Here is a 22,038-nt window from a genome sequence, read left to right on the forward strand (position 1 = left end):
AGGATTTAGTCACTGATTTGCAAGCATGTGGCATGCGGTTTCCATGCATGCCACATTGTTCTTATCAGAACTTGTAGGTTGCGCCTATGTTAAGGAAGCGACCAACAGCGCCAGCCTGGTGCAGAGCTGGGTTGTAATAAGTTCCGACTGAGCTGCCATAGGTCTGGAAATCCAGCGGTGGCTGTTTATCAAATACGTTTTGTATGGAAGCGTGGAACAACCAGTTTTTACCGTATTTATAACTCGCATATAAATCCAGTGTAGTGAAGCTGTCCACTTTGCAATATTGGGCAGGTACAGTGCCACGGAAAGCGGCACTGCCACTGTGAATCGCGCCATCACATGTGACCAGTTGTGGATTGGTCGGATCAGTGACACTGAAGCTGCTGATCCAGTTGACTGTTCCTGCTACTTTAACAGGGCCATTTTCCCAGTTGAGGACCAATTGTGCACGATCTTTAGGATTGCCCGTATTACCGGAGATCCCAGATGGACCATGTGTACCTTCCAGACGTACTGGCGCTGCACCTGCTGTACCTTGCTCATACTTCAGCATGTGGGTGAATGTCAAATCCGTTGAAATTTTACCAGCGGATTCAAGATTCAGGCTCCAGCGTGCGTTCAGATCTATACCGGATACTTCAGTGTATTGCGCATTTTCATAAGGGTAAGGAGAATACAGCGCATTGCCGATCGGCGGCGTCCTGGTTCCAATCGAACCATCAGGCAAGACATAGGATTGTGGTACAGGTGTGCCACGGACGATAAACGGTTCTGGATCATAACTAGGATCATTCAGTGATGAAATGATCTGGTTATCAATGCGAATTTTATAAAAATCCGTAGTCAGGCTGAACTGCTGGCTAGGCTCAAAAATCAGACCCAAAGTATAGGATTTGGATTTTTCAGCCTGCAGGTTTTTGCCTGGAAGTTGCACACCGGTCAATGCTACCGCACACTGGCTAGGATAATTGCCAGGTGTTGCTGTGGGATCGGTGCCTGCATTACCGCAAAGTTTAGGATCTTGATAGGTATTGGAGTAGAAGGACTGGCCTGCTTGTCCTGCTTCAGCGGGGTTTGGTGCTCTGAAACCTTTGGCAAAAGTACCGCGTACCGTAAATTCTTTGACAGGTGAGTATTTGGCGCCAAATTTAGGGGTGGTTGCATTGCTGCCACCACTGTATTTGTCATATCGTACAGCAGCGTCGAGTTCCAGGTTCTTCAAGACTGGGGCGACCAATTCCATATAGACTGCAGAAATATTCTGGTTGCCGATGGCAAAAGAATTGTTCACGAGTTGTGAGCCATCCAGTGCAGATGCCGGGGCTTGCGCATTTAATTCCCTGTGTGTGAATTCGCCACCGAGGCCAATGGACAAAGGTCCGCCCGACAGCGTCATCAGTTCACGGCTACCACGTACGCTGACATATTCGAGTATGTCAGTTGCCTTGGCACCGACAGGTGGGGCAATGGCTGCATTTTGTGCGGCAGTGTTCGAGCCTGCAGCCAATCCAACCAGATATGGATTTTTAGGATCATTCAAGGCAGCTTGCAGGTTGGCCAGATTCAAAGCGCCATAGATAGTTTGTTTGACCGTGTTCTTGGTGTAGCCAGCAGAAGCTGTTATATCCCAGCTACCGATGGTACCAGTGAGGTCACCTGCCAGACGGACAGTGTCGGCTTCCACTTCTGTCCTTTGTGGACCCAGATTGGCGAAATTGTATTGCAACCATTGAGGTGCACCTGTGGTGTTACCAGGGTAGGTTGCCGGTACGGTGAATGAATAAGGTCCATTCACTGAAGGTAATTGATTCGGGCCGTAGGCGATTTGTGTTTGCCCACCATTGCCGTTATTGACATTGGTGCTTGCATAATTATTGACTTGATTGGCCTTGGAGTTGAACAGGGAACCTTTCAAGTTCAATTGCCAGTCATTCGCCAATTTTTGTACAAACGAGCCGACTATATTGATATTTTGTGTTTCTGGTTGCAATTGCAGCGGGGCTTTATAAGTACATTTGCCGGCTGCTAACAAATTCGCATCACAACCTGGCAGAAAGCCACTGATTTCACCACTGTTTGGATCAATGAAATAACCAGTGTTGCTGCGTGGTTGATATCCTGGACGGCGGACGAAACCATCAGTCTGGTTGACGCCACCAACGCCGGTCCAGTCGGTATTGGTGAAATCCGCTTTGCGGTCTGATACCAAAATTTTGTTTTGCTTGCGATATTCGACGGACAGATAGGCATTGTGACCCTCTTTATCCAGGTCACCCCAGCCATAAATGCCAGATGCATGCAAGGTAGTACCGTCACGACGGGAACTCGTGCCTGCTTCAGCAGACATCTCTGTGCCGACAAATTTTTTCTTCAGAATGACGTTGACAACGCCTGCAATCGCATCTGAACCATAGACAGAAGATGCGCCATCCTTCAGGATTTCGATTCTTTCGATGGCATCAAATGGAATCTGGCTGATATCCACAAAACTGCGCTGACCATCATCCGACAAGGCATACGGTGCCATGCGATGACCATCGATCAACACCAGGGTTGCACCGACAGTAAGTCCGCGCAGGGCGATACCGGATGCGCCACCTGCGAAAGATCCTGGGTTGGCCTGGCTCAATGTACCCTGGCCATTGGCTGTGATATTGCGCAAAACGCTGGAAACGTCGGTATAGCCGCTGGCCTTCATGTCTTGCAAAGTCAGGACTTGTACTGGACTAGGGGTTTCTTTTTCGGTACGGCGTATGTTGGAACCAGTAATTTCTACTCGTTGAACCTTATCACCCGCTTCTGATTGCTGTGCCATGGCAGGTAAAGCTACTACGCCCAAGCCAACTACCAGACTACCGCTAAACATGATCTGTAAAGACCGCGACAACACTGTTTGTTTTAACATTACAACTTTTCTCCAAAGTAAGTCGACTTGGTAAATTTTCCAAGTGAAATTTATCTGTGGCACTTAATAAATCAATTGCTTGTTTATTAGCGCAGCTGATTATGAAAACATTTTTAACATTGTTGGGTCAACTATAACTATTTGCTTTCTACAAAAAAATTTGTATTGTGTGTTCTTTTGGATACTAAGTTTCAAAGAGGCAACTTGTTTGTGCCAATATCAAATGAATGAAAGCCAGGATTTTGTTTTACTGGAAATGAATATATTGTTTATATTGCAATTTCATGAGGAAGGTCTGTAGGAGAACTTGCGTAAGCAAGTAAGGAAAGTGATTAATCTTCGATATGTGAGGCTATGCCGATTTCGTCTTTGAAAATGCATACAAACATCAAGACGACATGCTCTTGCGGGCATAAACTTTGACATGTTCAAACTTGGCAACAAGCGAAAAGCAGGGGAAACTATCCAACCCTATAGGATGGCTTGCTCCTGGTGCTTTTGGTGACAAGTTTCTCATTTAATTGATGTTCAAAAACTGACCGGTCTCGCCGGAGAAAGCAAGGCAAATACCATGTGGCAAGGTGTTATTCCCGCAGTAACGACAAAATTCAACCAAGACGATACGCTGGACTTCAAGGAAATGGAACGTTGTTTCCGTTATTTGATGGATGCCGGTTGCGATGGTCTGATCGCTTGCGGTTCTTTGGGTGAAGGCCCTTTGCTATCGCATGCGGAGCGCATTGATGTCTTGAAATTGACTAAAGAAGTGACCGGCAAGCAGCCAGCCATCCTGACTGTGGCTGAGGCAGCAACGCGTGATGCTTGCGCTTTGGCAGAAAAAGCGGCGAAAGCCGGTGCCGATGGTTTGATGGTCGTGCCCAGCACGATTTATCATACCAACCATCGTGAGACGGTGGCGACTTTGCGCAGCATTGCCAATGCAGGCGATTTACCGATCATGATCTACTCCAACCGCCTGGCTTATCGTGTAGATGTAACGACGGACATGTTGGAAGAACTGGCTGACGACAAGCGTTTTGTTGCCGTGAAAGAATCTTCTGATGATATTCGCCGCACCACAGAAATCATCAACCGCCTGGGCAATCGCTATGACTTGTTCACTGGTGTTGATAATCTGGCTTTTGAAGCATTGACTGCAGGCGCAACTGGCTGGGTAGCAGGTTTGGTCGTAGCTTTCCCGCATGAAACGGTGGCGATCTATCGCCTCATCAAGGCAGGCCGCTATAACGAGGCGCTGGATATTTATCGCTGGTTCCGTCCTTTGCTGGATCTGGATGTTTCTTCTTATCTGGTGCAAAACATTAAATTAGTAGAAGCGCTGGTCATCGATTCCAATGACCGCGTGCGGGCACCGCGCCTGCCGCTGGATGGTGCCTTGCGCAGCCGGGTAGAGCAAGTTGTCAGTGCCTCACTGGCCCAACGCCCTGTTTTGCCAAAATTCAATTAATTATTTATATCGTATCAGTGTGAGATGGCACAGGAAACATGCCTATGAAGACGACAGTGTGTGTCATTGGTGCCGGCATCGTCGGCACCACCTGTGCCTTGAAAATGCAGGAGGAGGGCTATCAAGTCAGTTTGATTGATGCCACCTCTCCTGGATGTGGTGTGACGGCAGCCGGCATGGGGCATCTGGTTGCGCTTGATGAATCTGAGCAAGAGCTGGACTTGTGTCTGTTGTCTTTGCGCTTGTGGAAAGAGTTTTTTACAGAATTTCCCAATGTGGCTGAAGTAAGTCAATGTGGCACGCTATGGATAGCAGAGAATGAAGACCAGCTAAGAGAAGCCCATCATCGGGCGCAGGCCTTGAATGCGCGGCGATGGCGGGCCGAGGCCTTAAGCGGCGAGCAGGTGCAAAAACTGGAACCTGCATTGCGCCCTGGTCTGGCTGGTGGTGTAAGAGTATTTGGCGACAGCGTGGTGTATCCTCCCAAGCTGGCGCATTTCATGGCCCAGCTTTTAGTCAAGCGGGGCGGCAAGCTTATCCTGGGCAAGCGTGTCAATGAGCTGGCAGCAAACCAATTGAGCTTTGCAGATGGTAGCAAGCTGCAGGCCGACATCATCATTGTTGCTGCCGGCCTAGATGTGGCCAGGCTGTTGCCTGAGATTGCCGTGTTTGGTCGCAAAGGTCATCTGGCGATCACGGATCGTTATCCGGGTCGTCTTTCCCATCAAATTGTCAGTATGAATTATGGTCAGGCTGCAATGACTGCCGATGCGCTGGCGGTGGCGGCGAATGTGCAGCCGAGAATGAGCGGTCAGTGGCTGATCGGTTCTTGCCGCCAGGATCAGCAAATCGACACCAGCCTGGATGCCAAGGCCCTGGGGGCAGTTTTGCAGTCAGCCATGACATTATTGCCTTGCCTGGCTGATATGCAAATCATCCGTGCCTGGGCAGGCATGCGCCCGGCTTCACCCGATGGCAGGCCCATCATAGGGCCACATCCTGCATTGGCCGGTGTCTGGCTGGCGGCAGGACATGAAGGCTTGGGGGTGACAACGGCGATGGCAACGGCACACATGCTGGCGGACCAGATTGCCAATCGCGATGGAACTATCGATTATCAGCCCTATTTGCCAGAACGTTTTTTCCCTGTGCGGAGCTTGAAATATGCGTGAACAGCAAACCACGATCGCAAAGATATGGATTAACGGCTCCTCATTTGAGGCGACTACGGAAATGAGTGTTGCGGCAGCCTTAATGCGTTTTGACAGCATGCAAACGCGTCAGTCAGTTTCCGGGCAAGCCCGTTTTGCCGTCTGTGGCATGGGTGTTTGCCAGGAGTGCCGGGTACGTATCAATGGGCAGTCGCATCAACTGGCTTGCCAGGCATATTGCCGCTCGGGCATGGTGATTAATACCGAAACTGCAGGTATGGGAACTTGAGTATGGTGTCAGCGATGTTACCGTTTTCCACCGAAATCCTGATTATCGGTGCTGGCCCGGCTGGATTGGCTGCCGCTGTGGCTGCAGCAGGGCAATCATCCGTCATCACCGTCATCGATGAAAACCAGGCACCAGGTGGTCAGATCTGGCGTGGCGGGCCGAGGCAGTGGCGCGACAAAAGGGCGCATGACTTGTGGAGCGAGCTGGCAAATTGCCTGAACGTGCGTATCGTCTATGGCGTGCGTATCGTTGCTGTCACTGGCAGCAATGAATTTTTGCTTGAGACTGCAGATGGTGCGCAAAAAATTAAGTGGAACAAGCTGATCGTCTGTAGCGGTGCCCGCGAATTGTTATTGCCTTTCCCTGGCTGGACTTTGCCAGGTGTCACGGGTGCCGGTGGTTTGCAGGCCATGATCAAGGCTGGCATGCCTGTGGCTGGAAAAAGGGTGGTTGTTGCAGGCAGTGGCCCCTTGCTATTGGCAGTCGCCGAATCTGTAGTTCGCGCAGGTGGTCAAGTCGTCAGCATAGTCGAAACAAAAAGTACCAGAGACTTGTTCGGGTTCTTCGTGGCCCTGTTCAAGGGACATCGCGGCAAACTGATGCAGTCGCTGAAACTGTTTTGGCAACTGAAACGCGTGCATTATCGCCATGACGCACGGGTAGTAAAGGCGCACGGCGAACAAGGTTTGCGCGGTATCAGCTTGCAACATAATGGCAAGCAAATTGAATTGACCTGTGATTTGCTGGCATGCGGATTTGGCTTGCTACCCAATTTGGAAATGGCCAGCTTGCTGACTTGCGACATTGCCGATGGCAGAATTGTTGTGGATGCCAATCAAATGACAACGCGCGGGGATGTGTGGGCCGCAGGTGAGGCTTGTGGCATAGGTGGTGTTGACAAGGCACTGGCAGAAGGGCACATTGCCGGTTTGACGGCGAGTGGGTTGTCAGTCTCGCCAGATGATGTAGATCGACTCAGTCATGCCAGACAATTCGCTGATTTGCTACAGCAGAGTTTTGCGCTGGATAGCAGCTTACGCAAGTTATGCAGGTCTGACACCCTGGTTTGCCGCTGTGAAGACGTGAGTGCGAAACAATTGTCTGAGTATAGCGACTGGCGTACTGCGAAACTGATGACACGGGCAGGAATGGGCGCATGTCAGGGGCGTATTTGCGGTGCAGCCTGCCAGTTTATTTTTGGCTGGGATACGCCTGGTTTGCGGCAGCCGGTTTTTCCAACAAAAACATCAACCCTGGCCAGCTTGAGTGTGGCGAGCAATAACGATCAATGGCGAACAATAAGCAATAACAAGCAATAACAACGACAAATAAGGAAACATAAAGATGAAGCAACTGTATATCAATGGTGGCTGGCAGGAAGGTGCAAGCATTACCACTACTCGCAACCCCTCTGATCTTGGTGATGTGATTGATGAATATGCCAGCGCAGGTCATGAGCAAGTGGAATTGGCGATCACTGCTGCACGCGATGCAGCAGAAGGCTGGCGCAATTCCGGTGTACAGCAGCGTGCAGATGCGCTTGACAAGATAGGCACGGAAATCAATGAGCGCAAAGCCGAACTCGGCAAACTGTTAGCCCGTGAAGAAGGCAAAACCTTGCCAGAAGCTATTGGTGAAGTAGGTCGTGCTGCTGCCATTTTCAAATTCTTTGCACAGGAATCCTTGCGCATACGTGGCGACAAACTGGCTTCGGTACGCCCTGGCGTGGATGTTGACGTCACCCGCGAACCGATAGGCGTCGTCGGTATTATCGCTCCCTGGAATTTTCCTATTGCTATCCCAGCCTGGAAAGTCGCACCGGCGCTGGCTTACGGCAATACAGTAATCTTGAAACCGGCAGAATTGGTGCCAGGCTGTTCCTGGGCCATGGCTGAGATCATCAGCCGTTCGGGTTTGCCTGCTGGCGTCTTCAATCTCTTGTCTGGTCCCGGTCGTATTGTCGGTGAAGCCTTGAGCAAGGATAGCCGGGTTGATGCCATCAGTTTCACTGGTTCCGTCGGTACTGGCAGCAGGGTGCTTGCCGCTTGTGCTGCCCGTCGTGCCAAAGTGCAATTGGAAATGGGCGGTAAAAATCCACTCGTTATATTGGCAGATGCGGATCTGGATGTTGCAGTCAACGCGGCAATTCAAGGCTCTTATTTTTCTACCGGCCAGCGTTGCACGGCGTCCTCACGCCTCATTGTTGAAGAGCAGATTTACCCGGCCTTTGTGGCAGCAATGGTGGACAAGCTGAAGAGCTTGAAAGTGGGCCATGCCTTGCAAGCTGGTATAGATATAGGTCCGGTAGTAGATCAGTCTCAACTGGACCAGGATTTACGTTATATACAAATAGCCAAAGATGAAGGTGCCAAACTGGCTTTTGGCGGGGAGCGCCTGTCACGTGAGACGGATGGCTATTTCCTCAATCCTGCCTTGTTTGTTGACTGCGATCCTGCCATGCAACATGCCAGGGAAGAGATTTTTGGACCAGTAGCGTCAGTGATTCCAGCTAAAAACTATGAACATGCGCTGCAACTGGCGAATGATACCGAATTTGGCCTGACTGCCGGTATTTGCACCACATCTTTGAAATATGCAACGCACTTCAAGCGTCATGCGCGAGCTGGCATGGTCATGGTCAACCTGCCTACCGCAGGGGTGGATTACCATGTACCATTTGGTGGCAGCAAGGCATCAAGCTATGGTGCCCGCGAACAGGGTAGTGCTGCAGTAGAATTCTTCACCACGATGAAGACTAGTTATACCGGTAGCTGAGCTTATCGCCGCTCTATAGTAAGCAAAAAAGCAGCTAATGGCTGCTTTTTTGCTTTTTCCCTATTTTTTCACAGACTATTCCCGTTTCTCCCTGCTATCTACTGTTCGAACCGTGATTTGTGCATTCTGTCGCATACACATGGAAGCGCCGGGGCTTCTTTTATAAGATGCTTACATCGAAGCACAGAACACAAGAAATCATCCAATTTACAAAGTTGCCCAGGGAGCCCATCATGACATCAAATATCACATCAAATAAGCGCATCGCCATCGTTCTCTTATCCATTCTGGTTTTTGCCACGATAGCCATATTCTCTACTCATGGCATGGACATACAAATTGATGGCGAGCATGTCGACGGTGTAGGTGGCTTCTTCGGTACATTGCTGGGTTGCGGAATTGCCGTGTTGGCAGTCTTTTTTGCCCTTAGTCTGACAGGTGTGGTATTGGCAGGTGTCGCAGTTTTATTATGTGTGGTTTTTGCTGTGGTACTGGGTTCACTGGCGCTGGCTTTACTGCCCTTGCTTTTCCCTATATTGCTGGTGGTAGGTTTGGTCGCGCTGTTCTCACGTCGCAAAACTGTCTGAGTTTCATTGAGTTTCATCCAGGTTTGGTACGTAAAATAAATTGCATGGCTTGTTCTGCAAGTTCATCAATACTGATACCTGAGCCGCGTCTATACCATTGCGCGGTCCAGTTCAGCGTACCAAACATCAATAATTTATCCAGATGCGTGGGCATGGCCCAGTCTCCTGTAGCATGCAGGGCGATGATGATTTTTTCCCACGCTGCTTCATATCTGTCCTTCAGCGAAATGATACGTGCACGAGCTGGTTTGTCCAGCGCACGCCACTCATACAGTAGCACAGCAATAAAATCATGCTCGGGAGCCAGCAAGGTATTCAAGTGTACTTTGACCAGGTGTTGAAAGGCTACACGCGGCGATAAATCTTCCAAGGCCAGTTTCTCTATTTCTTCCAGTGATTTTTGCATGCCTTGTTCCATCACGGCGACCAGGATGTCCTGTTTGGTCTTGAAGTGATAAAACCAGCTACCGGACTGTATTCCTACTGCCGCAGCGATATCGCGCACGGTGGTATTGTCATAGCCTTTTTTCCTGAACAATTGTGCTGATTTCCTGATCAAATCCTGGCGTATGCTTTCCGATTCATCCAGTGCAGGACGACCGCGTTTTTTTGTCACGCCAGTACTTAGCGATGCTGTATTTATTGCGTCTGTAGAAATTTCTTTAGGCATTGCTAATGGGGGGAATCTTCTAAAAAGTGGAGAGTTGGACTCTTATCGACTGTCTTGATGGTAACCTTAAACATGACTGCTATCAATTAAGCGATAGATAAATCAGGCACAAAAGCCTGAACCGATAATAAAGGGGACACAAGATGCAAATCAAGCCAAGCTGGATGACGCCTGAGCTGGAAAGTTTCAGGGATGCGGTACGTCGTTTTGTCACAGCCGAAGTCACACCTCATCAGGAACACTGGAAAAAGCAACAGCATGTCGACCGCGATGTCTGGGACAAGGGCGGTGCCATGGGTATCTTGCTGGCCGACATACCAGAGCAATATGGTGGTTCAGGTGGCAGTTTTGCGCATCAATCCATTGTTTTTGAAGAGCTGACTTATGCCGGTGACATGGCCTTTGGTATCCATGTGCATGCCATCGTTGCCCATTATATTTTGAACCAGGGTACGGAAGAGCAAAAGCTCAAGTATCTCCCTAAGCTGGCCTCAGGCGAAATGATCGCTGCCATCGCCATGTCTGAACCGGGTGCCGGGTCTGACCTGAAAGGGATACGTACCACTGCCAGGCGCGATGGTGACAGCTATGTCATCAATGGTTCCAAAACCTTCATATCAAATGGTTATATGGCCGATCTGGTCGTTGTTGTGACCAAGACCGACCCTGAAGCTGGTGCCAAAGGTGTTTCCTTAATCATGGTGGAAACCAAAGACTGCCCAGGTTACCGGGTAGGACGCATACTGGAAAAGATAGGACAAAAAGGCCAGGATACTTGCGAGCTGTTCTTTGATGATGTGCGGGTGCCGCTGGACAGGGTACTCGGTGGTGTTGAAGGCAAGGGTTTTACCCAGTTGATGACTGAGCTGCCTTATGAACGCACGATACTGGGAGTATCCGGCGTGGCTGCCATAGAGCGCGCACTGGATTTGACGATTACCCATACCCGTGAACGCAAGGCCTTTGGCCAGGCGCTGATAGAAATGCAGAATACCCGCTTTGTACTCGCAGAAATCAAGACCGAGGCAACGATAGCCCGTACCTTCATCGACCGCTGTATAGTCGATATGATGGAAGGCCGCATGGATACCGAACTGGCATCGATGGCCAAATACTGGATATCTGATTTACAGTGCAAGGTCATCGACCAATGCCTGCAGTTATTCGGCGGTTATGGCTATATGCTGGAATACCCGATAGCGCAAATGTATGTCGATGCGCGAGTGCAGCGTATCTATGGCGGCGCGAATGAAATCATGAAAGAAATCATTTCACGCAATCTGTAAACTGGAATGGAAACGGGGAAGAACATGGCTGGACCTTTACAGGGTATACGTGTCATAGAAATGGTAGGTTTAGGGCCTTGTCCCTTCGCAGCCATGATGCTGGCCGATATGGGGGCGGAAGTGATACGCATAGACCGTAAGCTGGCACCTGGTGTTAATAATCCTTTTCCCATGCTGGGCACCAAATATGATGTCATGGCGAGAGGGCGACGCTCGCTGGCACTGGACTTGAAGCAGCCAGAAGCCAAAGCCGTATTGCTGGATTTGATTGAAAATGCCGATATCCTGCTGGAAGGTTTTCGACCTGGGGTCATGGAAAGACTGGGCCTGGGGCCGGAAGTTTGCCAGCAACGTAATCCACGCCTGATATATGGACGAATTACTGGCTGGGGCCAGGACGGCCCGCTGGCACAGGCGGCAGGGCATGACCTGAATTACATCGCACTCAGCGGCATGCTGCATGCCATGGGCAGGGCTGATGCGCCACCAGCACCACCCCTGAATCTCGTGGGTGATTTTGGCGGCGGTGCCATGATGCTGGCTTTTGGCGTAGTCTGCGCTGCCCTGGAAGCACGTAGTTCTGGCAAGGGCCAGATAGTGGATGCCGCTATGGTCGATGGTTCGGCTTTGTTGGGGGCGATGATTTATGGCTTCCGTGCCTTTGGTGCATGGTCAGACCAGCGCGGTGCGAATATGCTCGATGGTGGCGCGCATTTTTATGACACCTATGCTTGCTCTGACGGTAAATTCATCTCCATAGGAGCAATAGAACCACAGTTTTATACCCTGTTACTGGAACGTGCCGGTATCACTGATCCCGCATTCAATGTGCAAATGGATAGTCGGAAATGGCCAGAACTGAAAGAGAAATGCACTGCATTGTTCAAGACCAGGACTCGCCAGCAATGGTGTGAGCTGATGGAAGGAACAGACATTTGCTTTGCACCGGTACTGGACATGGCAGAAGCACCTGGGCATCCGCACAATAAAGCCAGGGGCAATTTCACCGATGTTGAAGGCATATTACAGCCAGCACCTGCACCGCGATTCAGTCGAACCGCAGCAGAAATCAGCAGACCACCAGCAACGCCAGGCCAGCATAGCGCAGAGATTTTGCTTGACTGGGGGCTAAGCGAAGAAAGGATTATCAGCTTAAAAGAAAAGCAGGTAATTTGAGATCGTCATTGTTGCTCTATCAGTTTTGCGGCAGCTTCAAATTCAAACTGATGCATGAAATGCCTGAGCTGTATCATGGTGTCAGAGTTGAATTGGCTGGCAATTGCGGTTTCATTTTCTTCAAACAGACTCTGCGCATCTGCATCTGACGCCGCGAGCAAGCTGCGCAGCTCAGTCACAAGGTTTTTTGCCTCGGCTTCATCGACGATGATTTCTGCTTGCTGGGGTAAAATCCCTGGCAGCACCGTTTTTAACTCATCCAGCACGGCATTGAGTGACTGCGCAAGTGGTTCCAGGCTTTCGAGAATGAATTCCCGGCTTTCTTCTTTGCTGAGTTTGTATTCCAGTTCTGCCGCTATTTTTTGCAGTTTCGTAGCTCCTATACTGCCAGCCAGGCCCTTGAGGGTGTGGCTGAGGCGCTCTGCATTGCCATATTCGCTGATTTGTATGAGCCGGTTTAATTCATGCAGGGTATCTGCCTGACTTTGCTCAAATCTGTGCAACATATTGATATAAAACTCATGGCGCCCGCCCATATAGTGCAAACCCAGGCTGGTATCTAGTTCATTGAATTGCGGGAATCCTGCGTCCTCGTCATCAAACACCGTACTGGTGATCAGGCTACCGGGTACGGGTAATTCATGCTCGGTATCCATCCAGTGCGAGACTATGCTGAACAAGGCATCTGGCTGTATGGGTTTGGTCAGGTAATCCTGCATGCCTTCGCGCATGCAGCGCTCACGAATATCACCAACGGCATGCGCAGTCAGAGCGATGATGGGTGTGTCATCCATGCGCGCGTCCTGCCTGATTTTTGCTGCGGCTTCATGGCCATCCATGATGGGCATTTGTAAATCCATGAAGATCATGGCGTAAAAGCCAGGCTCATTTGCCATGATGAGGCGTACGGCCTCTTCACCATTATCGGCAACATCAGCGGTAATGCCTATCATGCTCAACAACTCTAAGGCAATTTGCTGATTGACAGGATTATCTTCAGCCAGCAAAACACGGCGACCAGCATGGTTTTGTGCAGCGATATTGGCACTGTAGGTGTTGCGTGACTCTGCATGGCTGTCTGATTCGCCATGCAGACTGAAATCTATTTCCAGTGGCAAGGTGAATGAAAATGTAGAGCCCTGATTTTCCTGACTATAGACGGCAATTTGCCCTCCCATCAATTCCACCAAACGACGCGAAATTGATAAACCCAGACCTGTGCCACCATACTTACGGGTGGTTGAGCCGTCGGCCTGGGTAAACGGCAGGAACAGGCTTTGCTGCTGTTGGGCAGACATGCCTATGCCAGTATCCCGTACTGAAAATGTCAGATCAGTGGTCTCGGATGGCATGGGCAACCTTTTGACGCTGAGTTCTATTTCACCTCCACTGGGGGTAAATTTGACGGCATTATTGACCAGATTGGTCAATATCTGGCCCAGTCTCAGCGGGTCACCACGCAAACGTGCGGGAACTTCCTCCGCAATTTTTACAATATAGGCAATTTGTTTTTCTATGGCTTTCTGGCTGGTCAGCGTGGATACGCTATTGAGCACATCCTTGATGGAAAATGAAATATTCTCCACATCCAGCATACCGGCTTCTATCTTGGAAAAATCCAGTATGTCATTGATGATGCCTAGCAGCGATTCACCAGCATGATGAATTTTGCTGACATAGTCATACTGCTTGGGCGTCAACCTGGTTTGCAGGGCCAGGTGAGCCAGGCCTATGACAGCATTCATGGGTGTGCGGATTTCATGGCTCATATTCGCCAGAAATTCACTTTTCAATCTTGTTGCATCTTCGGCTTTTTTGCGTGCCTGCCGTTCTGTCATGCTGGCAGATTCCAGCTGTTGCTGGGTCAGCCTCAATTCGCGATAAGCGTGGGCATTGTCCAGTGCGATCGCTCCATACGAGCATAATGAGCGGAAAATCAGACATTCCCTTTCACCATAAGCATGTTCGCGTGGAGTCTGTATGCTCATTACGCCCAATATGCGTTCACCTATGCTGAGTGGCGCAAATAACAGGCTCAAGGTTTCCAGGGTATTGGGCACCACTGGAAAATCATTGTCAGGACGCAATTCAAGCTTGATTTCTCGTCTTTCACGTACGCAACGTGCGCTGGAAGCGCGCTCGTCATTGAGTGCTACTTCATGGTAGGGATGAGGCAGATTTTCTTCTATGCCAAAGGCCTGCGTCAGCTTTTGCCCATCGGGGGACAACAAATAGATAATGAAGGTAGTCGCATCCAGCAAATCTTTGAGGTGAAAATGTATGGCTTCAAACACTGCTTCAGGCTCAAGATTAGATGTGATTTGCTGACCTATCCTGCCCAGCCGTTCCAGCGTGGCACCAGCTTCTTGCAAAGTCGCTGCCCGGCGTGCTTCTGATGCCGCAATCAATCTGTGTTGCTCGACTTCTGCACGTATCAACTCTGTCTCATGCCTGACCTGTGCCATGGCGGTACGATTATTGGCCTGTTTTTTACTTTCGCGCTGTTCTGCTGTAATGGCATGTCTTGCATACAGCAGAGCCTTGCCCGTGTCACCCACATCTGACCATGCATCACTTAAGGCCATCAATAATTCGGTACTCGCCTGCCAGCCCTCGGTCAGTTCGCCGGTCTGCAAAGACTCTTCCAGATAGTGAATGATGGCATTGGGTGCATCCATTTTTTCTGGCATGGTAATCACATGGCGTGCATGTATTTCTGCCAGCGTTTGATTCAGCGTAACACCGAGAGCGGTAAACTGATGTTGATGTATCAGTGTCCTTGCCTCGGCAATCGCTGCCAGCGCAGCATTTGCCTGTCCATCAATCGAAAGAGCCCGGGCATAACGGATCAGGGTTTGTGGCAGGTCATCCATGGAATGTGCAGCGCGAAACAAGGTGATTGCTTCATCGAAGGCCGAGATTGCCTTTCCGGTTTCGCCTTGCATGAGCAAACATTCTGCCAGTTCAGCATTTACTATGGCCTTGTTAATGCCTGCTGGTGTTCTGGAAAAACCGCTCAATGCTTCTTCCAGCGTTTTTTGACTGCGTTCATATTGCCCAAGTTGTCGCAACAAACTACCCAGGTGGGCCATGGCATTGCCGATTAATGCGGGCCATTCAGTTTCGTGAGCGCGTTCTGCGGCCCAGTCGAAAACGCCTGCTGCACCCTCCAGATCGCCAACAGTTTGCATGGATTCGCCAGAATTACCCGCGGAAACGATAGCCAGTCTGATCATGCCTGCCTGGCGGGCCAGTTCACTGGCTTGCAGGTAATGTACAGAGGCACGTGCGGGTTCCCGTCTGCCCTGGATAACGCCAGATGCCGCTGCCATATGTGCTGCCACGGCGGGGTGCTCGCGATGCTGGTATTGTTTGTCAAAGACCGAGTGCCTGACTGAGGCGGCCAGGGGATCATAAAAAGCCAGTTCATAGATGGCCCAGGATTCAGCTATCGCCAGTCTCAAGCTGTCGTTTGCCCTGGTATACCAGCTAATTGCAGTAGCACAGGCACGGGCTTCACGAGCAGCGTCGCCTTGCTCCAAAGCCAGGGCTGCGCTGGTCAGGCTGGCATCACCCAGACCGATACTGTCGTTGAGATCACTGAATACTGTAATCGCTTCAGCCAACAGGCGTTCGGCATTATTAAGATCGCAAAACAAAGCCGCAATTTCTGCACGGATCAGGCAAAGTTGTGCATGAAATTGTCTTCTCAGGGTTTCTGGCGCATCCAGATCTGCCAAATCCGCCAGGGCCGCTGTCGCCAGTGCGGACGCATACTGGCTATCCCTTTGCCTTAAGTGCCATGCCAGTGCCAATTGACTCATGAATTTATCCAGGCCCTGTGCCGACGTCAGCCTGTTGTTAAGCTGGCTTACTTCTTCATCGGTGGCAAATAGATTCATGGTCGCAGGCGAAATAGAATTGCTCAAATCATACCTTATGCCAGCCTGCTTGGCGGTTTAAGAGCGATACGGTGTTGCAATCTCCGCAAATATGTTCATGACTTGATGCAAACAGGAACTTTTACTGACCTTACGTATCTCATTTGAGCTTCTTGATATCCTCTTGATATATTATCGCTCGCTCGAAGTCATAGCAAAATCATGAGTATTGTTGAAGTGTTGTGAATTAAATAAAAATTATCAAGGGAGAGTGTATGCGTGTGTCAAAACTATTGCCTTTGGCCTGGGCTGTCATGCTGTGCTTGCCAGCGCTGGCTGCTGAGCCAGTCACCAAACCGGATGCTGAGAAAAAGAAGTGGGATGTCAATCATCCACCCGGCGAAAGCAAGACAGTCAATATTGACACCCGTACTGGCACCTGGATGAGCGTGGATGTCAGCCCCGATGGCCAGCAACTGGTATTTGATTTGCTCGGCGACTTATATACGCTACCCATAGCTGGTGGCGAAGCAAAGGCTCTGACACACTCCATCGCCTGGGAAATGCAGGCGCGTTTTTCGCCGGATGGCAAGCAGATTGCCTATATGTCTGACGCCGGCGGCGGTGACAATGTCTGGGTCATGAATACCGATGGCAGCAATGCTCATGCTGTCAGCAAAGAAGATTTCCGGCTTTTGAATAATCCCGTCTGGCATCCGAATGGTCAGTATATCGCCGCCCGCAAGCACTATACCGGCACCCGTTCATTGGGTTCAGGTGAAATCTGGCTGTATCATCAGAGTGGTGGCACAGGTGTGCAATTGAATGAAAAGCCCAACTGGCAAAAAGACCTGGGTGAGCCGGCATTCTCGCCAGATGGCCGCTATGTTTATTATTCGCAAGACACAACGCCGGGTACGTCCTTTGAATACAACAAAAATTCCAACGGACAGATTTACCAGATTTTCCGCCGTGACCTGCAAGATGGCAAGGTCAAGGCACTTGTCAGTGGCCCTGGTGGCGCAGTACGTCCAGTACCTTCGCCAGATGGCAAATACCTGGCCTTCGTGCGCCGCATCCGCAATCAGTCTGCCTTGTTCCTGAAAAATTTGCAAACAGGTGAAGAAACAGCAGCCTGGTCAGAGCTGGAGCGCGACATGCAGGAAGCCTGGGCCATACAAGGCGTGTATCCAGCCTTTGCCTGGATGCCGGGCAGCAAAGAGATCGTTGTCTGGGCCAAGGGTAAGCTATGGCGTCTCGACCCATTTAGCCACAAGGCAGTGGATATTCCTTTTCATGTACAAGACACCAGGGAGGTGCGCAGTGCCTTGCGCTTCCCGCAAGAGGTTGCGCCTGATCAGTTTGATGTCCATCAGTTGCGCTGGGTGAATGTCGCGCCGCACGGGGATAAAGTTGTCTACTCGGCGCTAGGACATATCTATGTCAAAGACCTGCCAAACGGCACGCCTCATCGCCTGACCACGCAAAACACGCATTTTGAATTCTTCCCCAGCTTTTCACGCGATGGTAAATCCGTGGTGTTTAGTAGCTGGAATGATGAAAAACTGGGTGCAGTCAGAACAGTGGAACTTGCCAGCGGCAAGGAGATCATCGTCACCAAAGCACCGGGCAAATATTTACAGGCGCGTTTTTCACCTGATGGTAAGCAGGTCGCCTATGTCAAAGCCAAGGGCGGTTACCTGACTACGCCCTGGTATGGCATGGAAACGGGTGTGTTCCTGGCGAATGCAGACGGCAAATCCGAGCCGCGTCTGTTGACGGAAGAGGGTGGTTCGCCGCAATTTGGCAAGGATGGGCAGGCGGTGTATGTCACACGTACCCAGTACACAGGCGAAGTTGACTGGACTACTTCACTGGTACGCCTACCTCTGGATGGACAGCCTGAGCAGCCAGTCGCAAAAAGTGAATTTGCTGGTGAATTTGCGATTTCGCCAGATGGCGAATGGCTGGCTTTTGGTGAGCGCTACCATGCTTATGTGACGCCATTGCCCCTGGCTGGCAAGGCAGTCACCATAGGGCAGAAAATGGATGCCCTGCCAGTCAAGCAACTGGATGTGAATGCCGGTCAATACCTGCACTGGTCTGGCGACAGCAAACGCATCAATTTCTCACTCGGTGATGAATTATTTAGCCGTGATTTGAAAGAGACTTTTGCTTTCGTGCCGGGCGCACCTGCTGAATTACCTAAGCCGGTAGAGCAGGGCCAAAAGATAGGCTTCCGTCAGGTGGCTGATAAACCGAATGGCTATACAGTCATATCTGGCGCCAGAATCGTCACTATGAAAGGCGAAGAAGTCATAGAAGATGGCCGTATCGTCGTCAAGGATAACCGCATTGTCAGTGTCGGCAAATCTGCGGATGTGGCCATACCTGCAGGCGCAACCCAGATCGACGCCAAAGGCAAAACCATCTTGCCGGGCCTGGTTGATGTGCACTGGCATGGCGCCATGGGTGAGAGCGGCATCATCCCGCAACAAAGCTGGGTTAATTATGCATCTCTGGCTTTTGGTGTGACGACTATCCACGATCCATCGAACGATACTGGTGAGATATTCACACAAAGCGAATTGCAAAGAACAGGGCAAGTGCTGGGACCACGCATTTACTCTACCGGCACCATACTCTACGGTGCCAAAGGTAATTTCGCCGCCATCGTGAATAATCTCGATGACGCCTTGACGCATCTGAAACGACTCAAGGCAGCAGGTGCTATATCGGTCAAGAGCTACAACCAGCCAAGGCGCGAACAACGACAGCAAATTCTGGAAGCGGCACGCCAGACGCAAATGATGGTGGTGCCTGAAGGTGGTTCTCTGTTCCAGACCAATATGAGCATGGTGGTCGATGGCCATACTGGTGTGGAGCATGCCTTGCCAGTTGAGAAAGTTTATGACGATGTCAAGCAACTGTGGTCGCAGACCCAAGTTGGTTATACGCCGACCCTGGGTGTTGCCTACGGCGGCCTCGATGGCGAACACTATTGGTATGCCCGCACCGATGTCTGGAAACATCCGTTGTTGAGTAAATATGTGCCGCGTTCGGTATTGGAGCCACGCAGTGTCAGGCGTGAAACCGCGCCGGAAGAGGACTTCAATGTGATCAAGGTAGCGCAAGCGGCAACAGCCTTGCAACGCGCTGGTGTTCCCGTTAACCTGGGTGCACATGGTCAGCGTGAAGGTCTGGCAGCGCACTGGGAATTGTGGATGCTGGTCAAAGGCGGCATGACGCCCATGGAAGCGATACGCAGTGGTACCATTAACGGCGCACGCTATCTGGGCATGGATAAAGACATAGGTTCTCTGGAAGTCGGTAAGCTGGCTGATTTGATGATTATTGATGGTGACGTACTCAAAAACATTGAGCAATCAGACAAACTCAGCCACGTCATGCTGAATGGGCGTCTGTATGAAGCTGGTACCTTGAATGAAGTAGGTAAAACCAAAAAAGCGCGTAAGGCTTTCTTTTTTGAGGGTAAAAATGGTGGGGAGATGCCTGTGGAAGGAGAGGCGCATGCGCACGGGCATTGATATTTATCTGGAATAAGCTTTGAATCAAAAAAAAATGCAGCTATTGATCAAAAAATAGCTGCATTTTTTACATCTTTCGTAGGACAAGCATACAGTTTGTTCCTGCGATTTTGCCTGCCTGTATCCTAAATTGCCGATGGCATGTGTCACAATAGAGGTCTGACGCATAAGCTGGGCGCATTTAATGTTGCATTAATATTATTGATTGCCTTGGCCTTGCAGCTTTGATTCTATGTCCAACCATCTGGAGTTCTATCATGTTTCAGCACGTCGAAGCCTATCCTGGCGATCCTATCTTGTCTTTGAACGAGGCCTTTGGTAAAGACCCGCGCACCAACAAGATCAATTTGTCTATTGGTATTTATTTTGACGATGCTGGCAAGATTCCCATGCTGCCATCCGTACGTGCAGCAGAACACAAGGTCGTGGCAGATGCAGGTGCACGTCCTTATTTGCCTATGGAAGGTGCAGCAAATTTCCGCACCGCGGTGCAGGAACTCTTGTTTGGTGCAGACAGCGCAGCCGTCAAGGCTGGCCGTGTCGTGACTATACAGTCTGTCGGCTCCAGCGGTGGTCTGAAGGTAGGCGGCGATTTTATCAAACGTTATTTCCCAACATCGACCATGCTGCTCAGCGATCCTACCTGGGATAACCACAAGGCTGTGTTTGAAGGTTGTGGCCTGACTGTCAAAACCTATCCTTACTATGATGCGGCAACTGGTGGCTTGCGATTTGACGCCATGATAGAAGCATTGAAAGCTGCAGAAAAGAAGAGCATCGTCCTGTTGCACGCCTGCTGCCACAATCCTACTGGCGTAGACCTGACGCAAGAGCAATGGCAACAACTGGTGCCAGTATTGAAAGAGCGTGAACTGATCGCCTTCCTCGACCTGGCTTACCAGGGTTATGGCGATGGTATCGTAGAAGATGCCTATGCTGTGCGCCTGCTGGCTGACCAGGGTTTGAGCTTCTTCGTTGCCAACTCCTTCTCCAAGAGCATGAGCCTGTATGGCGAACGTTGCGGTGCCCTGAGCGTGGTTTGCCCAGATGCTGCACAGGCAGTGAATGTACTGGGTCAGATGAAGGCAACTATCCGTCGCAACTACTCCAATCCACCTTTGCATGGCGGCCAGTTGGTAGCCCGTGTATTGAGTGATCCTGAGTTGCGCCCTATGTGGGAAGCAGAAGTGGTCGCCATGCGTGACCGTATCCAATTGATGCGCCGTAAATTGCATGATGTGCTGAGTGCAAAATTGCCAGGCCGTGATTTCAGTTATTTCCTGACACAGCGCGGCATGTTCAGCTACACAGGTCTGACTGCTGAACAATGTGATCGTTTGAAGGAAGAGTTCGGCGTCTATCTGGTGCGTTCTGGCCGTATGTGCGTTGCGGGTTTGAATACCGGAAATGTAGAAGCAACTGCTAGTGCGATTGCTGCTGTTCTGGCTTAATTTATATAGATCCCCTGTTTTTGCAAAATAGGGGATTTTTATTTACATCCCTATAGTAGTCACCGATAGCAATTCATGCAGCATGTTCCAATGAGCTTATGCGAGCGCAAGCAGCGCCTTGGATGATAGACACCCCAGGCACATCGCCGGGTCATCCCAGCCATAATCTGGAAAATCCAGGATGCCGCAATTTTAATTTGAATTGATGGGCCTGATTTAAGGCTGAGGTTCTAAGGCCTGTTACATGAAAACTCATTGCATCCATTGGCCTCTTCAGTTTGTTTTATATCTGAAGTAACAGGCTTTTCTGTAGCATGTGTTTCTGCTATCAGTTGACCTAGTATATAACCCAGTTTAAGGTCATCAATGTGGCCAAAGTGATGAAATCTGATACGACCTTTTTTGTCTATCAGCAAGATACTGGGTGTGCCACGTAAGCCATATTTCTGCATGCTCAAAGGTATTCCACTGTGTGGGTCTGGCATGTCGATAGCTATGGGGAAACTTAAGCGGTATTCATGAATAAAGGCCTGTAAGGCTGCTTTGCCCATCACCTGATGATGTTCAAATACAGTGTGTAATCCTATCACCGCAAGTTCTTGCTGCGAAAATGCATTTCTTACCGCGCTTGCCTGTGGTAAGCCATGCGTAACACAGGAAGGGCATAGCATTTGAAAGCTATGCAGAAATACGACTTTGCCGCATAAAGAATGCAAGTCGATGGCTGTATCAGTATTAAGCCAGTCTGTAGTGATGAGCTCTGGTGCGATGCTATTGATTAAAGACATTGTCATTTCCTCATTTTCATTTGAATTGAGTGCGGCGCCAGCCGCACCCAGAAAAAGCCA

The 22,038-nt window shown here is 50.2% G+C and carries 14 protein-coding genes; 10 read left to right on the forward strand and 4 right to left on the reverse strand.

The genetic code is table 11. The features are described 5' to 3' along the window. Positions 1-64: 64 nt before the first annotated feature. Entirely contained in the window at positions 65-2,908 is a 2,844-nt protein-coding gene (locus ACO0LF_RS04160) for a TonB-dependent receptor (RefSeq protein ID WP_423012169.1), read from the reverse strand. Between the two features lie 571 nt (positions 2,909-3,479). On the opposite strand from ACO0LF_RS04160, the gene ACO0LF_RS04165 reads away from it, so the two are divergent. The 6 genes from ACO0LF_RS04165 to ACO0LF_RS04190 all read left to right on the forward strand — a co-directional run bounded on the left by ACO0LF_RS04165 (position 3,480) and on the right by ACO0LF_RS04190 (position 9,178). After that, positions 3,480-4,376 carry a dihydrodipicolinate synthase family protein gene (locus tag ACO0LF_RS04165; RefSeq protein WP_423001276.1) on the forward strand — a complete coding sequence of 299 codons (897 nt, stop codon included), beginning with the start codon at positions 3,480-3,482 and terminating at the stop codon, positions 4,374-4,376. 44 nt (positions 4,377-4,420) lie between these two features. Next, positions 4,421-5,548: an NAD(P)/FAD-dependent oxidoreductase gene (locus ACO0LF_RS04170; protein ID WP_423012171.1), complete on the forward strand. Its 1,128-nt coding sequence runs from the start codon at positions 4,421-4,423 to the stop codon at positions 5,546-5,548. Continuing rightward, complete coding sequence (locus tag ACO0LF_RS04175; protein ID WP_423012173.1) at positions 5,541-5,816, forward strand: 2Fe-2S iron-sulfur cluster-binding protein; 276 nt, start codon at positions 5,541-5,543, stop codon at positions 5,814-5,816. The genes ACO0LF_RS04170 and ACO0LF_RS04175 overlap by 8 nt, the downstream gene beginning before the upstream one ends. A gap of 14 nt (positions 5,817-5,830) precedes the next feature. Beyond that, a complete protein-coding gene (locus tag ACO0LF_RS04180; protein WP_423012175.1) occupies positions 5,831-7,135 on the forward strand; it encodes an FAD-dependent oxidoreductase in 1,305 nt (434 codons plus the stop codon). Positions 7,136-7,160: 25 nt separating this feature from the next. Beyond that, positions 7,161-8,591 carry an aldehyde dehydrogenase family protein gene (locus ACO0LF_RS04185; RefSeq protein ID WP_423012177.1) on the forward strand — a complete coding sequence of 477 codons (1,431 nt, stop codon included), beginning with the start codon at positions 7,161-7,163 and terminating at the stop codon, positions 8,589-8,591. Positions 8,592-8,824: 233 nt separating this feature from the next. Continuing rightward, positions 8,825-9,178, forward strand: coding sequence for a hypothetical protein (locus tag ACO0LF_RS04190; RefSeq protein WP_423012179.1), 354 nt, complete (start codon positions 8,825-8,827; stop codon positions 9,176-9,178). A 13-nt stretch (positions 9,179-9,191) separates the two neighbouring features. Here ACO0LF_RS04190 and ACO0LF_RS04195 read toward each other — a convergent pair whose 3' ends face one another. Next, positions 9,192-9,794: a TetR/AcrR family transcriptional regulator gene (locus ACO0LF_RS04195; protein ID WP_423012181.1), complete on the reverse strand. Its 603-nt coding sequence runs from the start codon at positions 9,792-9,794 to the stop codon at positions 9,192-9,194. 197 nt (positions 9,795-9,991) lie between these two features. Between ACO0LF_RS04195 and ACO0LF_RS04200 the strand changes: the two genes are divergently transcribed. Beyond that, on the forward strand, positions 9,992-11,134 hold the full coding sequence (locus ACO0LF_RS04200) for an acyl-CoA dehydrogenase family protein (RefSeq protein ID WP_423012183.1): 1,143 nt from the start codon (positions 9,992-9,994) through the stop codon (positions 11,132-11,134). A gap of 24 nt (positions 11,135-11,158) precedes the next feature. Next, positions 11,159-12,310, forward strand: a complete 1,152-nt coding sequence (locus ACO0LF_RS04205) for a CaiB/BaiF CoA transferase family protein (protein ID WP_423012185.1) — start codon at positions 11,159-11,161, stop codon at positions 12,308-12,310. Positions 12,311-12,315: 5 nt separating this feature from the next. Here the strand turns inward: ACO0LF_RS04205 and ACO0LF_RS04210 are convergent, their stop codons facing one another. Further along, entirely contained in the window at positions 12,316-16,239 is a 3,924-nt protein-coding gene (locus tag ACO0LF_RS04210) for an ATP-binding protein (protein ID WP_423012187.1), read from the reverse strand. A 227-nt stretch (positions 16,240-16,466) separates the two neighbouring features. Here ACO0LF_RS04210 and ACO0LF_RS04215 point away from each other — a divergent pair, with 227 nt between their 5' ends. Next, positions 16,467-19,739, forward strand: a complete 3,273-nt coding sequence (locus ACO0LF_RS04215) for an amidohydrolase family protein (protein WP_423012189.1) — start codon at positions 16,467-16,469, stop codon at positions 19,737-19,739. A 257-nt stretch (positions 19,740-19,996) separates the two neighbouring features. Next, complete coding sequence (locus tag ACO0LF_RS04220) at positions 19,997-21,190, forward strand: aromatic amino acid transaminase (protein ID WP_423012191.1); 1,194 nt, start codon at positions 19,997-19,999, stop codon at positions 21,188-21,190. Positions 21,191-21,420: 230 nt separating this feature from the next. Here the strand turns inward: ACO0LF_RS04220 and ACO0LF_RS04225 are convergent, their stop codons facing one another. Then, a complete protein-coding gene (locus ACO0LF_RS04225; RefSeq protein ID WP_423012193.1) occupies positions 21,421-21,978 on the reverse strand; it encodes a redoxin domain-containing protein in 558 nt (185 codons plus the stop codon). Positions 21,979-22,038 lie beyond the last annotated feature (60 nt).

The organism is Undibacterium sp. Di27W, from assembly GCF_049340345.1.
Lineage (GTDB): Bacteria > Pseudomonadota > Gammaproteobacteria > Burkholderiales > Burkholderiaceae_D > Undibacterium.